This is a genomic window from Cytophaga aurantiaca DSM 3654 (genome assembly GCF_000379725.1).
Taxonomy (GTDB): domain Bacteria; phylum Bacteroidota; class Bacteroidia; order Cytophagales; family Cytophagaceae; genus Cytophaga; species Cytophaga aurantiaca.
Genome location: NZ_KB903635.1, coordinates 45,349 through 59,506, shown reverse-complemented (window position 1 = coordinate 59,506; position 14,158 = coordinate 45,349). Strand labels below are relative to the sequence as shown.

15 protein-coding genes are annotated in these 14,158 nt (G+C 34.1%); 9 read left to right on the top strand and 6 right to left on the bottom strand.

Going from position 1 to position 14,158, the window contains the following annotated elements; translation table 11 throughout:
• Positions 1-108 precede the first annotated feature (108 nt).
• From A3EE_RS0109670 to A3EE_RS0109630, 8 genes are all read left to right on the top strand, one after another.
• Positions 109-870, top strand: a complete 762-nt coding sequence (locus A3EE_RS0109670) for a T9SS type A sorting domain-containing protein (RefSeq protein WP_425386823.1) — start codon at positions 109-111, stop codon at positions 868-870.
• Positions 871-998: 128 nt separating this feature from the next.
• On the top strand, positions 999-1,457 hold the full coding sequence (locus tag A3EE_RS21335; protein ID WP_018343242.1) for a GNAT family N-acetyltransferase: 459 nt from the start codon (positions 999-1,001) through the stop codon (positions 1,455-1,457).
• A 73-nt stretch (positions 1,458-1,530) separates the two neighbouring features.
• Positions 1,531-2,232 (top strand): RadC family protein, encoded by a 702-nt coding sequence (gene radC / locus A3EE_RS0109660; protein ID WP_018343241.1) that lies wholly within the window; start codon positions 1,531-1,533, stop codon positions 2,230-2,232.
• Positions 2,216-2,860: a DUF1684 domain-containing protein gene (locus A3EE_RS0109655; protein WP_018343240.1), complete on the top strand. Its 645-nt coding sequence runs from the start codon at positions 2,216-2,218 to the stop codon at positions 2,858-2,860. The genes radC and A3EE_RS0109655 overlap by 17 nt, the downstream gene beginning before the upstream one ends.
• Before the next feature lie 2 nt (positions 2,861-2,862).
• Positions 2,863-3,300, top strand: coding sequence for an alternative ribosome rescue aminoacyl-tRNA hydrolase ArfB (gene arfB / locus A3EE_RS0109650; protein WP_245553826.1), 438 nt, complete (start codon positions 2,863-2,865; stop codon positions 3,298-3,300).
• A gap of 550 nt (positions 3,301-3,850) precedes the next feature.
• Positions 3,851-4,300 (top strand): DUF1569 domain-containing protein, encoded by a 450-nt coding sequence (locus A3EE_RS0109640; protein WP_018343237.1) that lies wholly within the window; start codon positions 3,851-3,853, stop codon positions 4,298-4,300.
• 21 nt (positions 4,301-4,321) lie between these two features.
• A complete protein-coding gene (locus A3EE_RS0109635) occupies positions 4,322-5,017 on the top strand; it encodes a hypothetical protein (protein WP_018343236.1) in 696 nt (231 codons plus the stop codon).
• A gap of 118 nt (positions 5,018-5,135) precedes the next feature.
• The gene (locus A3EE_RS0109630) at positions 5,136-5,396 is read left to right on the top strand and encodes a hypothetical protein (RefSeq protein ID WP_018343235.1); all 261 of its coding nucleotides are present in this window, start codon (positions 5,136-5,138) and stop codon (positions 5,394-5,396) included.
• A 63-nt stretch (positions 5,397-5,459) separates the two neighbouring features.
• Here A3EE_RS0109630 and A3EE_RS0109625 read toward each other — a convergent pair whose 3' ends face one another.
• The 3 genes from A3EE_RS0109625 to A3EE_RS0109615 form a co-directional block, all read right to left on the bottom strand.
• On the bottom strand, positions 5,460-5,915 hold the full coding sequence (locus A3EE_RS0109625) for a hypothetical protein (RefSeq protein ID WP_018343234.1): 456 nt from the start codon (positions 5,913-5,915) through the stop codon (positions 5,460-5,462).
• A gap of 4 nt (positions 5,916-5,919) precedes the next feature.
• On the bottom strand, positions 5,920-6,546 hold the full coding sequence (locus A3EE_RS0109620) for a hypothetical protein (RefSeq protein WP_018343233.1): 627 nt from the start codon (positions 6,544-6,546) through the stop codon (positions 5,920-5,922).
• Between the two features lie 125 nt (positions 6,547-6,671).
• Positions 6,672-7,019, bottom strand: coding sequence for a hypothetical protein (locus A3EE_RS0109615; protein ID WP_157446964.1), 348 nt, complete (start codon positions 7,017-7,019; stop codon positions 6,672-6,674).
• A gap of 634 nt (positions 7,020-7,653) precedes the next feature.
• On the opposite strand from A3EE_RS0109615, the gene ilvC reads away from it, so the two are divergent.
• Positions 7,654-9,132 (top strand): ketol-acid reductoisomerase, encoded by a 1,479-nt coding sequence (gene ilvC / locus A3EE_RS0109610; RefSeq protein ID WP_018343231.1) that lies wholly within the window; start codon positions 7,654-7,656, stop codon positions 9,130-9,132.
• Between the two features lie 76 nt (positions 9,133-9,208).
• Here the strand turns inward: ilvC and A3EE_RS0109605 are convergent, their stop codons facing one another.
• The 3 genes from A3EE_RS0109605 to A3EE_RS20350 form a co-directional block, all read right to left on the bottom strand.
• On the bottom strand, positions 9,209-11,758 hold the full coding sequence (locus A3EE_RS0109605) for a winged-helix domain-containing protein (RefSeq protein ID WP_018343230.1): 2,550 nt from the start codon (positions 11,756-11,758) through the stop codon (positions 9,209-9,211).
• On the bottom strand, positions 11,755-12,915 hold the full coding sequence (locus A3EE_RS0109600) for an AAA family ATPase (RefSeq protein WP_018343229.1): 1,161 nt from the start codon (positions 12,913-12,915) through the stop codon (positions 11,755-11,757). Before A3EE_RS0109600 ends, A3EE_RS0109605 begins: the two co-directional genes overlap by 4 nt.
• Positions 12,916-13,156: 241 nt before the next feature.
• Positions 13,157-14,128 carry a DUF4349 domain-containing protein gene (locus tag A3EE_RS20350; RefSeq protein WP_018343228.1) on the bottom strand — a complete coding sequence of 324 codons (972 nt, stop codon included), beginning with the start codon at positions 14,126-14,128 and terminating at the stop codon, positions 13,157-13,159.
• Between the last annotated feature and the right edge of the window lie 30 nt (positions 14,129-14,158).

The following is a 14,158-nucleotide window of genomic DNA, read 5'->3' as shown; positions in this document are numbered from 1 at the left end:
GCAACAAATGCTACCTACACAGCAACGGCTGCCGGAGCATATACCGTAACTGTAAATAACGGTTCATGTTCTGCGACTTCTACTCCAACAACAATCACTGTAAATGCATTGCCAACAGCAACGATCAACGCTCCTGCTACATCATTCTGTACTGGTGGTTCAGTAATTCTTTCTGCTAACACAGGAACTGGTTTAACCTATCAATGGTCGAATGCAACAGGTACAATTGCTAGCGCAACAAATGCTACCTACACAGCAACGGCTGCAGGAACATATACCGTTAAAGTAACCAACAACAACAGCTGCTCTGCAACTTCTACAGGTACAACAATAACCGTTACTGCATCCATCACTTGGTATCAGGATCTGGATGGCGATGGCAAAGGTGATCCAAGTGTAACAACAAGTTCATGTACACAACCGACAGGTTATGTTTCAGTAGCAGGTGATGCTTGTCCGAACGACCCTGCAAAAATAGCTGCCGGAAATTGCGGCTGCGGAAAGAGTGAAACATCTTGCCTGGATTGTGCAGGTGTTCCAAACGGCACAGCATACTTAGATAATTGCTCTGTTTGTGTAGGCGGTACNACAGGAAATACACCTTGNNTTACTACTGCTACGAAAAACGGAACAAGCNTAAACATTTCNGTTTCTCCTCAGCCATTCCANTCAAGTACTACAATCAAACTCGAAAATCTGGGTACGATCAAATCTATAACAATTGTTAGTGCAGCTGGTGCTTTGATCGACCAGAGAGAAAACATCAACGCAACGGAAATCACCTTAGGAGAATCTTTAGCTTCAGGTATGTACTCTGTGATCATTCATACCGAAAACGAAGTATTCACTACAAAAATCATTAAATTCTAATACCCATTTCACAAAGGTGTACTTCAATGGAAGTACACCTTTGTTATTTTTAATGCAATAATTAAATCCGTCCATTTCTTTTTTATAAAATTGACTGTATATTGTCGCATCATTTTTAAGATTCGGCTATGGCAATTGAATTGAAACCTGTTGACTTTTCGGCACACTACCAGATAGAGGAAATTCACAAAATGGTTTTTCATTTTTATGAAGAATACGATAACAATCATGTTATCTCAATCGAAAACATCAATAAAACGATCCAGCATCTGATCTCCCATCCGGATCACGGTTCTTTTCGATGCATTTACCTGAATGATATATTGGTAGGTTACAGCATCCTGATCAATTACTGGAGCAATGAATACGGCGGCATCATTGTATTCATAGATGAATTATACATTAAACCTGCTTTCCGGAATCAAGGAATAGGAAATCAATTTTTAAATATGCTTGAATTGAAATTCCCCAACATCAACACGTTTGCCCTGGAAGTATCTCCTTCTAATGAACATGCAATCGGCTTGTATCTTAAAAACGGTTTCACTCAAAATAAAAACAACACTCTGATAAAAGTCCTTTCTTAAGATTTATTATATACAACCAAATTTTTCAACAACACGCTTTTTATTTCTGACAACTGTCCACTGACAACTAATTATGGAACCTTACACAACATTACCCAACCGGATCCTTTCCTGGGCTGAAGAAGACCGTCCGCGTGAAAAACTTTTATTAAAAGGTATTTCAGCACTCAGCGATGCAGAACTGATCGCCATTCTTTTGGGTTCAGGAACAACAAATCTCAGCGCCGTTGATCTTGCGAAACAGATCATGCAGGACAACAATCAGAATTTACATTCGCTTGCCAAACAAAGTGTTAAAGACCTGCAAAAATTTAAAGGCATTGGCGAAGCAAAAGCAATCACGCTTGTAAGTGCCTTGGAATTAGGACGAAGAAGAAAAGTGTCGGAAGTAGAGATCAAACCTCAGGTAAAATCTTCTGAAGATGTGTACAATTACATTCAAGGTGATCTGGCAGATCTTCCCTATGAAGAATTCTGGATCTTACTGTTAAACAGGGCGAATCGAATTGAAAAGAAAATCCGTATAAGTACGGGTGGGGTATCGGGTACAATAGCAGATCCAAAGCTCATTTATAAATATGCATTGGAAAATCTTGCTTCTTCTATTATCTTAGTACATAACCACCCGTCGGGGAATAAAAAACCAAGTGATGCAGATTGCAGCCTGACAAAAAAATTGTGTGAAGCAGGAAGGTTTTTAGAAATTCCTGTTTTAGATCACGTAATTATATGCAATCACACCTGGTACAGTTTTGCAGATGAAGGAAAAATATAACAGTTTAAAACGGAAACAGATTTTACGGATCATATTTGTGCTATGTGCGCTTTGCATTGTAGGCAGTTTGATCTTATCCAGTATCAATGTGGATACACATGCGGAGATCAACCGTAAATACCGAGAACAAAAAGACGAGAATTTTCGAAAGTCGATCAAGTCTCCCATCAAAGACAAAGACAATTTTGGCGGACTGATTTACTTCGACTATTCAGAAAAATACCGTGTAAATGCGTTTGTTGAATTTACGAACGACAGTCAATTGATCAGTATGCCCCGCACCGATGGAAAACGTTCGTTTTATACGGCGTTTGCAAAAGCAAGCTTTAAAATCGATGGGAAGATGCAAACCTTGATGATGTACAAGCATCCCGACGATTATCAAAACAAGCCCATCCTCTTCATTCCGTTCTACGATGTGACCAACGGCACAGATACCTATGCAGGCGGAAGATACCTGGATGTTGAATTGAAAAATAATAAATCCATTATCATCGATTTCAATTATGCATACAATCCATTTTGTGTTTATAATTATCAATACACCTGCCCTGTTCCGCCAGCAGAAAATAAATTGAATGTACCCATCCTTGCAGGTGAAAAATTATTTGCGCAAGAAGCACATTAATTATGATGTTCCCTCCACGATATAGCAATCCGGATTACTGGAAAGAGTCCGGTATCATTCAGGAAGCCCGCTTTCAGACCTCTTTATCCGGAGGTAAAGGCGGACAGAATGTAAACAAGGTTAGTACGAAGGTTGAAATTTACTGGTCGCCGTCGTCTTCTACCGTTCTTTCAGAAGAAGCACGTAGCCGTATAGTAGAAAAGCTTGCATCAAAGATCGATAACGATGGAGAGATCCGTGTGACCTGTGATACAAGCAGAAGCCAATTGCAGAATAAAAAAACTGCGATCGATAAGATCAGCATCATCATTGCTTTTTGTTTCAAAGAGAATAAACCACGCAAGGCTTCGAAGCCTACTTTTTCATCTGTGAACAAACGTCTTGAGTCGAAGAAGATCCATAAGGATATTAAGGCGAACCGTAGGAAAACGGATTGGTAGACGCTGTTAGAAATTCCAAATAACAAAAGACAAATTCCAAACGAAGTGAATATAAACTAACCAGCCAGAAAACTGAGATAAATATCTAAAAACATGATTAGATTTATTGGATTGAGTATTGGTTTATTTTTCATTCAAATATTAGGATTAAGAATTGTTGCCGATGGCAATAATGAAGCAGTAATTTTTTCTATGATTTTATTTATAGATTTCATTTTAAGTTTTATTACAACATTCGTCCTTAATTTAATAAGGCGTTTTTCAAACAAAAAAGACATCTTATTTATTATACTTGTTTGTATTGTAAATATGTCCCTATTCTTTTATACTTCATATTATCATTTACAAGAAATCACAAATGAATTAAAATATTCTTTAATCATTTGTAATTTTGCCACATTATTATTTATGATTTATTCAACCATCTATATGAATAAAAAAATCATACACATTCCATAACCTAAGATGAACCAGAAGAAGGTAGCCCCAACTGGATGCAGAGACAAGGCACAAGCGAATGCTTGCGCCAGCGCGTAAACCAACTAACGATATGCAATTAAACCGTGAACAATTAATACCCCTTCTTGAGAAGTTAACAAATGAAACCCCAGGGCAATTTGGCAATCTGAAACCTCAGGAAATGATCGAGCATATTACGGTAACGTTTCAAACTTCTTCCAATCAAAAACAATGGGCCGCACCTAAAGATGCGGAGAAAGCAAACGGTGTCAAACAATTCATGATCTATACAGATGCAGAAATGCCTCAAGGCCTTAAAACAGCAACAATGGGAGAACTTCCTCCGCCATTGATACATACAACATTGGCTGATGCAAAAGAATTTTTATACAACGAAATAGAAACGTTTCATACTTACTTTAGAAATAATCCTGAGGCCCAAACCAGTCACCCGCGTATGGGAAACCTCACGTATGCAGAGTGGGTTGTTTTACATACAAAACATCTTGACCATCACTTTAAACAATTTGGGTTGTTATAAATATCCTCACACATTTTTCATATGACAGCACTCGAGATCGTACACATATTACAACCCTATCAAGAGTATCTGATTCAATTACAGGGATTGGAAGCGAAACAACAGCCACAGTATGAATACTCTTACAGTGCTAGTCTAAGCTATACATTTATCACTTTAAAATTATTCAGAGGAGCAAAAGACAGCACGGACAAAAGCCTTCACATTCAAATTGTATTTAGGATTGAAAATAACAAAATCGTTTTCGCTGAAATTTTTCATACGGACAAGATCAATATTTTTCCGTTAACAGAAGAAATAAAATCAAATGTTTTACTACACAACGTTTCATTTGCGGCACCACAAAAAACAGATAAATACTTATCGGACGAAATAACAACTTCCCTCGCTACTGCTGATCGTATTTCTCAACATGGAATAAACATGCATTCTGGAGATAGCTATTGGCCGGGAAATTACAGCAAAATAAATCTTACACAGGATGTAATTAGGTTAGAGCAGGTGAATCATATGAACAGCCGTTCTTTAAATCACAAAGACGATTACAGTTTGCGGGATCTGGTTTTTCAAATCCCGATACAAAACACCGTTACGCTAAAACAATCTTATGATGATGTTTTCATAGGAAAGATGTTGATCTCTTTTTCAGATCGTTCGACACAAAATAACCGTGAGGCAGGCAATGCAATTCAGGAGCAGATAAAAAGTGAATTATAATTCATCCTATTCAATAATACAGCTCTTATGAAATACATTACTTTTGTATTTTTATTTAATACAATGCAGCCAAAGACCTTCGCATAAAAACAGCAGAGATTTCTTTATTCTATAAATTATGATTAGCAAAAAAACGATCTCATCTATCCGAATTGCAATGGGCGCTTATACATTTGGTGCTACAATTTTAACATACTTCTGTATATTCAAAGGTATGCAACCTGCTGTGTTCTGGTATAATTTATTTACCAGCTATATTACATCTGAAGCCATATTAACATATACCAACAAATTCACCTTTTTATTCACACTACTAACCTTGATTCTGCCTGCATTAATTGTTATTGGAGTTGTTGGGCTATTTGAAAAAAAATCATAGTCGATGTACGCATTACTTCTACTGTGTTTAGACAACACTTAAGAACGGATGTCCATTATTATTTTATTCATTCTTATATGTATCCAAATCAATTTCATAAAGCTCTCTAACATTCGCTTTATATTCATCCTGACCATATTTTAATATTCTTCTTTCCCACCAATTCTTATGGAATGCCAGAACAGAAAATTCAAATGAAATATTCAATAGTTTATTATCAATATCTTCAATTTGCTTTTTAAAATTATCATAAAAGTACTCGAAGCTTTTAATCTTTTCATTCGTAAGAATGAATTCCACCGCATCTCTGACTGAAAGATCATCCCACCAATCATATATTGACCAAGGATAATATTCTGCAGCTCCAACTACCTGACCCCAAACCTCAATTATTGTATTGGGACTGTGATACATTTGAATCGATCTGGTATCCGAATATTTACTCATCATAACATCCTTAAACAATTGAATAAATTGTTTATAATCATCCCAATATGTATCAGAGTATTCGTAGTTCATTTTTCTATTTACATTCAGCCACGTCTTCCGGAGTAATTGTATAGGTCACATATTGTATTTCCTGATTACTAAAAAAGCCTTCTTTGCCTGGTGACGTATTTATCTGAGCTCTTGAAAGCATATTCGTAATGGCGCCAAAGTTTTCATTGCTGAACGTTTGCGATTTACCATTTACTGTTATTTTAATATAGAATTGTTGAGAGTATAAATAATCTGTCGGCAATTCCTCCCCAATAACAGCACTTAAACAACCTCCATTTACATAAGGACTGTTCAATGCTTTTGAAATGTTTGTTTCAACAACCACCGGAACATTAGATGTATTGCAGATCTTTACCTTTATCAGAGCATACGTTTGTTTTCTGTATTGATTAAAGAAGAATAACTTCAACAACACCAAAACAACAAACAGTAAAATTCCAATAGATATTATTTTCGATTTAGAACTTTTAGTCCCTTTTGAGGAATCTTCTGATGAATTATTTTCTTCGTTGGCAAATTCTATTTGATTCAATTCGCTTTCAACAGCATCGGAATCATAGCCTTTAGAAAGTAAATGAGCTCTGGCTTTCGTCTTGTCAGCACCAGTTATCAGTATCTCATACAGGTCTTCTTGCAGATCGTTTGGCATAATTTTAAATATTCGTTATAATTTCAATTTATGTTTTATTATAATGAAAACACAAGCGAATGATTGTGTCAGCATATGATTTGTAGTTAAAAATATCTTAATCTTAAATATGGTTTCAACTAATATTATTTTCTTTTCCTATTAGGATCAACATATAAATTAAATGTTAGCGTCACACGATGATTTGATATAGCATTATATTTATCTCCTCCAATATGAATGTTGTATCCATAACAAATGTTTGCAAATGTTACAAAGTCAAATCCAATCTCAGGCAAAAGTCTTATATCAACTGATTTGTCATGCAGGTAATTTATTTCTGACACTCGAAAACAAAGCAGCATGCTAGATAATTCGTATCCAATTTTAGGTGCAAAATTTATCTTTGCCCCATTAAAAACAAACTCTGAACCAAGTCGTAATCCGGATACTGAATAGTTGCATGGCCCCATATTATAGTTTGCATACATCATGTAAATTCGCCTGTCCATTGTCTTTGGTATGTGATTGCCGGAGAAAAAACAATCCTCTTGGGCGTATGATATTTTGTCGAGTCTTGAGCAAAGCCAATTTGTGCCAGGTTAAATAAAATCAAGAATAAGAGGTATTTGCTCATTGTTAATGTCTTCTGTTGTACCAGTGTGAACGTTTGTATATACGTTCGCACTCGTTTCTTAAATCATACGTAGCGTTATGAATATGTAATAATACAATTTAATTTATTGTTTCAAATATCTGTAGCTAAAACCGAGGTTATGTACATGCTACATTGTCTCATATTGTTTCCCTATATATCTGATACATGTCCCGTACTAATGATCGGGTACTTCTATACACATGTCATACACTATTCATACTTCAGTCATACTTCCCCTCATACTATCGCCATACTTAACCCATACTTCAATGATTTCAAGCCAACAATATTACCCGAATTGAAATCATTTTTATTTATTGATTTACTGATAGTTACAAATATTAAGCATTAAATAAATATTACCAATCCATAAATATTACCTAAAAAAGACAAAAAGAACCATGTTTTTACCTGAATTTTATGCAATTTTGATATCGTAAAATTGTAATTCATAAACAGGTACATACAAAATGGCAAATTATTTCAACACTCTTTCTTTAAGAGAAAAATTAGCTCAGTTAGGTGTTTGCGAATTCATGGATAGAAGTGAATTCACAGATGGCGTTGCTGCTTTAAAAGGTAAAAAAATTGTAATCGTAGGTTGTGGTGCTCAAGGTTTGAACCAAGGTTTAAATCTTCGTGATTCAGGTTTAGATGTTTCTTACACGTTACGTAAAGAAGCAATCGAATCTAAAAGACAATCTTTTTTAAATGCATCTGAAAATGGTTTCAAAGTTGGTACGTACGAAGAATTAATTCCTTCTGCTGATCTTGTGATCAACCTTACTCCGGATAAACAACACACTGCTGTTGTATCTGCTGTTATGCCGTTAATGAAAAAAGGTTCTACATTATCTTACTCTCACGGTTTCAACATCGTTGAAGAAGGTATGCAGATCCGTAAGGACATCACGGTAATCATGGTTGCTCCTAAGTCTCCAGGTTCTGAAGTTCGTGAAGAATATAAAAGAGGTTTCGGTGTTCCTACATTGATCGCGGTTCACCCGGAAAACGATCCTGAAGGTAAAGGCTGGGATTATGCGAAAGCATATTGCGTAGGTACAGGCGGCGATAGAGCTGGTGTATTGAAGTCTTCTTTCGTTGCTGAAGTAAAATCGGATTTAATGGGTGAGCAAACAATCCTTTGTGGTTTGTTGCAAACAGGTTCTATCCTTTGCTTCGACAAAATGGTTGAAAAAGGTATCGATAAAGGATATGCTTCTAAATTGATCCAGTATGGATGGGAAGTGATCACTGAATCGTTGAAACATGGTGGTATCAGCGGTATGATGGATCGTCTGTCAAACCCTGCTAAGATCAAGGCGTTCAACGTATCTGAAGATTTGAAAGACATTATGCGTCCATTGTTCCAAAAGCATCAGGATGACATCATCAGCGGTGAATTCTCTCGCATCATGATGGAAGACTGGGCTAATGGCGATAAAAACTTATTGACCTGGAGAGCTGCAACGGGTGAGACTGCGTTTGAAAAAACTCCAGCTGGTGATGTTAAAATCTCTGAGCAAGAATATTATGACAATGGTTTGTTAATGGTTGCTATGGTTCGTGCGGGTGTTGAATTGGCATTCGAAACAATGACTGAATCAGGTATTATTGATGAATCTGCTTACTACGAATCATTACACGAAACTCCACTTATCGCAAACACAATCGCGCGTAAGAAATTGTTCGAAATGAACCGTGTAATTTCTGATACTGCTGAATACGGCTGTTATTTATTCGATCACGCTTGTAAGCCTTTGTTGGCTGACTTCATGAAGACTGTAGATACAGACATCATTGGTAAAAACTTCAACGCTGGTAAAGACAACGGTGTTGACAACCAATTATTGATCGCTGTGAATGAAGTGTTACGTTCTCACCCAATTGAAATTGTTGGTGCTGAATTACGTGAAGCGATGACTGAAATGAAAGCAATCGTTTCTTAATAAGACTAATTAGAAGTTTAGTATAGATTAAAAGTGGTCGACAGTGCAATGCTGTTTGACCACTTTTTTTATGAGTTTATTTATAATCAATAGCCATTTTTTTAATTTCCTTAAGAACATCTTCAACAGGCTGCTTTAATTCTTCACCCATTTTCAAATATTCATTTGGATATTCCTTTTGCATATAAAACATTAATGCATAATAAATTGGTTTCATCCTTTCTTTTAAATTTATTTTCTTATTTTCGAAAAGAGAATAAGTAAAATGATATTGTTTTTTGGCCAATAACAATAAAATTATTTTTTTCAAATAATCATGATTTAACTCTCCATCATTTAAGAATATTTCTTCAGCATGTTGGTTTATCAAAACAAATGTATCATCAAACCGATCATCCCATACATGTATATATAAGAATATAACTAAACCTAATCCTCCTATTTCTTGAAAATCAAAACCTTCAATAGCTTTCAATGCATTAATTTTATTCTTTCGTTCAATACTTATATCGGCTAACATAGCCTTTCCTATAATAGAGTATTGGTTTAATGGTGCATTCTTTTTATTTGCCAATTTATATGCTTCAATAAATATTCTCTCTGATTTTTTAACATCATCATCATATAAAAATAAATTAATACCCTTAAGAAATAGATAATCCAAATCTTTAGGATTATTCATTAGCTCTTTTTCTATAATAAAATCAGCCTTAGAAAAACTTTGTATATTAAATATATAAATCATTATTAAATCTTTGTAACAATCAAAATTGCCACTATTAATACCTTCAAAACAATATTTTTCTGCCAATTCAAATTGCTCTAAATTTACATATAGATCAATTAATTGATTATAAGATTTTACATTTCCCTCTTTAATTGAAATTAAATAATATTGAATTGCTTTTTCAAATTCATTCTTTCTTTTATATATTAATCCAATTTTATTTGCAATTTCACCTTTATTTTTAAATTGAGGATTATTTAATACAGCTAAAAAATATTCAATTGCTTTGTCATATTTCTCCCAAAATATATTAATATCTCCAAGTATTAATTTTTTCATATTAGAATCTTTTACTTTGATTATAATATTATATCCTTTGTCAATATTATTTGTTTCTAAATAACACAATGCCAACAATTCATTAATACTATCTTCGCTTTGCTCAATAGTTTCTAAGATATTAATAGCATCAATAAATTTCCTCTCTTGATATAATCCGAATGCTTGTCTCTCTTTTTGCGAATTAATTGACGGCAATAATTTACGGTCCTCATCATTTAATATATTAAATGTTTCTTCTAATAATTTTATACGATTTTCGAAATCAATATGTATTGAATTACTCAATGCATCAACAATCAAAATAGCCGACTGACTATAATATTTTCCCGATTGAAGATGCTTTATATGTCTATTAATAAAACTTTTCATTTCATATTCATCAGCATACCATGTTTCTAAAAATTTTGTAAGCCACTTAACCTTACATTTATCATTTCTATCTCCATGGCGCATCAAATACCAAATATTAAAGAACCGTTCCTTCATTTGATACAAATGATTCTTTGTATTCGTCTGCTTTTTCTCTATTACATTATTTTTTTCAAGTTGTTGCAATTGCGCGGAAATAGTTTTGGTAGAAATTTGTTCTCCATCTTCTCTAATATTTTCTGCGATTTCTTTTGTGCTAATAGCATCCCATTTTTTCGCAATAACATCTACAATTCTTCTTTGTTGAACTGGCAGATCCTCCATTCGATGTTTATATAACGGAGTAATCCGATCTAAAATACTTTCCAAATCCTTTAATGCACTCCCATCCTGATCTGCAAGTATAACTTCATACACAAGCATTATGGTACGTATTACACCACCTGTTAAAATTGCTAAGGTCTCAATTTTTGCTTTACTTTTTTCTAAATCAATTTTATCAATTGATTTATCTTGAAGTTTACTAATGAGATTATATGTTTCTTCTTTATTTAAACCTTCTAAAGGCATTATTTTAAAAAATTCATAAAAAGGTTTTGAGTAATCATGTAAATCATTCAATACAATTGCAGAAGCACCTACAATTCGTATATCTGAAGAATTCATCAGAATTTCTCTTAAACGATGTTGCTCTTTTTCTTTTAAATTATTCAGGAATAATTCACCAAAATTATCAAAGAATATAATAAGCTTCTTATTCTCTTTATTCAATATTTGTTGTAACCATTCAAAACATTTTTTTTCATAATCTTGTCTACTTACAAAATCATTCGTCTTATCATAATAAGCACCACCAGTTCCCCATAACTCATCCAGGTACTTCAAAAGTTTTTCCCATAAATTAGAAAGCGATGTTAAATCGTAGGATTCTTCATTAAAAAAAACAGGCGTGAGCCAGGTGTTTAATTCCGGTGTATTTTCTATCTCATATTTAAGTCTTAGTAACAAAGTAGTTTTACCCATTCCTCGCTGCCCTTGAATTAGATAATGCTGTTCCGGATACTTCATTTCACCTGTACGAATATCCTTAAATATCTTTTCAAACACATTCGTACGCACGACAAATCGTTCAATCAACTGATTCTTATCTTGTGAGGCAGGGTTGTATATTTTGTTTTCGTAACTCATTTGCAAATATGTTTTTTACACCATTGTTGAAGAATTGGAGAAGTATATCGATATGCTTTATCTACTTGAAATAAATAGCCATCTGATTCTAGAACATCTAAAATTTGTTTTATCTCACCTAAACCATGCTTAATTCCTTTGTCATAAAGTATTGCCTTCTCTATACTATCATTTTCCGCAACAATCATTAATATCTCTATAACAAAATCATATTCGTTATCCTTAAACAATTTTGTTAGTCTTGAAAAATAAGGTTCAAATTGAGGTTTATTTCTACTGTGAACAACTCTTTCGAATGCTTTATCAATCGTATCATTCGTTATTTCTTCTCCGGTTGTTTCGTGAACATCAATTATTTCTTGTTCTATCAACTGTATATGAAAAGGAATTAACCAACCAATTTTATTTAATGTGTAATCAATAACCTTATCACTAATTGTAATCTTATATTCCAATAACAAGTCATTTAAAAATAGTTTTGCATCTACCACATTTAATGGTTCAACATCAACCGTTCTCAAATCATTTATTGATGTTAAAGCTGTAACTTTTTCTACCATCGGAATAAGTGAGACAGATCCAGTGTATATGAAATTTATTTTTTCCTGAACATTTTTGTGATGCCTTAACTCTCTATTTTTTAAAATAAAATTTTCCGCGCTACTCTTTCCTAACGTTTGAAAGATATTCTGAATAGTTTGTGGAAATTCATCGACCATAATTACTACTCGTCCATGCTCATCAGTAATATTTTCAAAAAGGTCTTTAAGTAATTCAAAATATTCAGGCTCTTCTCCTTCTCGCAATTCTATTACATCAATACTCTTCACTCTACCTATTATTGAAGAAATTGCTTCTTTAAACTTAGTTGATAATTTGGAGAATTGTTTTATAGCATCACTTTTTAAAAGCCCTTCAAAAAGGACTTTAAAGAACTCATTCTCATCATAGACAGATTCTGTTATTACATATACAAAACAATATCCATCCTTTGAAAAATCTTCTAAATTCTTTAGAATAGAAGTCTTACCAACTCTCCTTGGAGCAGATAGATATATACTCGTTCCTGTATCAAGAACCCTATAAATTTTATTGATAATTTTATCCCGTTGAAAGAATGCATCTCCTCTAGCAGGATTCCCTAAACTGTTTCTCATTTGACAAAATATTTATAGTCAAATATAATGACAAAATTTTTATTGTCAAATATTTTAACAAAATTTTTATTGTCAATATTTTAAATGATACTAAATATCTGATTTTGTGACATTTGAAAATATTGTATTATCTAATCTCCGCAAATTATGCGGAGATTAGAACACTTATTCTCCGCATACCAAACAAAAAATCGTCTATAGAATTGTTTCTATAGACGATTAAAAATATACTTTCAGATTATTATTTTTTCAACTTAGTCGCAGCAAATCGATACAGGAAAAACACCGCAACCGCCGCTAAGATCAATCCCCATAAATTCAGTATAAACAAAATTACAACTTCCAAGATGTGCCAGCCGGAACTTAATGCATCGATCAATTTATGTCCGAAGCCAACTTCATACGCGTCAATATTTTTGTGATTTGAAATCAGTTCGCGCTTGATCTCCTGACGCTGATACATATTGAGTGTTATCGTACTGAAACTGATCTGATCGTTCAAGGTCAGGTTTGCAATCTTTGCATTATCCGCTTGTTCTTGCTTGTTCGATAATATTTCTTCGGATTGTACAGTTTCGTCCAATTTCTTTCCCCTGTTATCAATCGCATCCGCCAATCGCTTTTCAGTTTTCGCACTGCGCTTTTGAGTTAAGTCGTTAGACAGGATCTGCAAGGATACATCCTCCGCTTTAATCAGTCTATGATCTAAATATTCAATGTGTTTCGCAATATCTTTTAAGGTTGTGTCCAGTTTGGTGTTGGGCACACGTATCGTCATATAATTAACAACCGTAAAATACGTCGTTTCTAAAGATGAATCCGCACTGATCGCTGTCGTATTTACACTGTTAATATTACTATTCAAACTTGTGTGTGTTACAAAACCACCATGACGGCTGACAATATCTTCTATACTATATGTAGCCTTAATAACATTTTTCACCTTAAACAGGAGGTCTGCCGTTCGGACAAATTTTCGTCCATCATTTTTGTTTGTTTCAACAGCTGCCGATGATGAGACGGGTGGATTCGCATTTCCATTCGCTTCATCTTTATCTGCAGCAGGTTCGGCACGAGCAGCGGTAGAACCAGGACTGCTCTGTGAATTTGCATCCCAAGTTAAATCTGCACTTGTTTGTTCTGCTTTTTTTTCGGCACAGCTTCCAATAAAGAATAGGAAGCCTAGCCCAATCAAAAATTGTTTGGTTTTCATGTTAGTTGTAGTTTATGGGGTAAATAGTTA